The 557-nt window shown below is 42.9% G+C and carries 2 pseudogenes; both read left to right on the forward strand.

The features are described from left to right. Nucleotides 1-451 (forward strand): annotated as a pseudogene (gene sndA, locus ACWHAR_RS30655) (S-alkyl-N-acetyl-metabolite deacetylase SndA); the annotation flags it as partial. A gap of 18 nt (nucleotides 452-469) precedes the next feature. Next, nucleotides 470-557, forward strand: a pseudogene (locus ACWHAR_RS30660) (sulfite exporter TauE/SafE family protein); the annotation flags it as partial.

Genomic DNA, 557 nt, shown 5'->3' on the forward strand with positions numbered 1-557 from the left:
CAGCACTTGGAATGTCATTCCGGATACAGTTGTCATTGAGGGCACTGTTCGTACATTTGATTCAGAGGTTCGTAATCAAGTGAAACAGCGTTTTTTGGCAGTCACAGAGCAGATTTCTGCTGCTTTCTCGTTAAAGGCAAATGTGAAGTGGCATTCCGGACCGCCGCCGCTTTGTAATGATGAGGCAATTACGGGGCTGGTGCGAGACGCTGCGCATAAAGCGAAACTTCAAGTCATTGATCCCGCCCCATCAACCGCGGGGGAAGATTTTGCTTATTATCTTGAGCATATTCCGGGATCCTTTGCGTTTTTTGGAACAGACGGTGATCATGATTGGCACCACCCTGCATTTACAATTGATGAAACTGCCATTATCAAAGCCTCTTATTTTTTATATGAAAGCGCCAAGAGATTGTTAGATTCGAATGAAGAGTCAAAAATATCTGATTGATATAGATGGGGTGTTCTGATGAAGAAATTAATCGTTTTTGCATTTATTGGTTTATTGTCGCAGTTAATAGACGGTTCGTTAGGTATGGCTTATGGGGTTACCTCAA

Source organism: Bacillus sp. LR--39 (assembly GCF_053613335.1).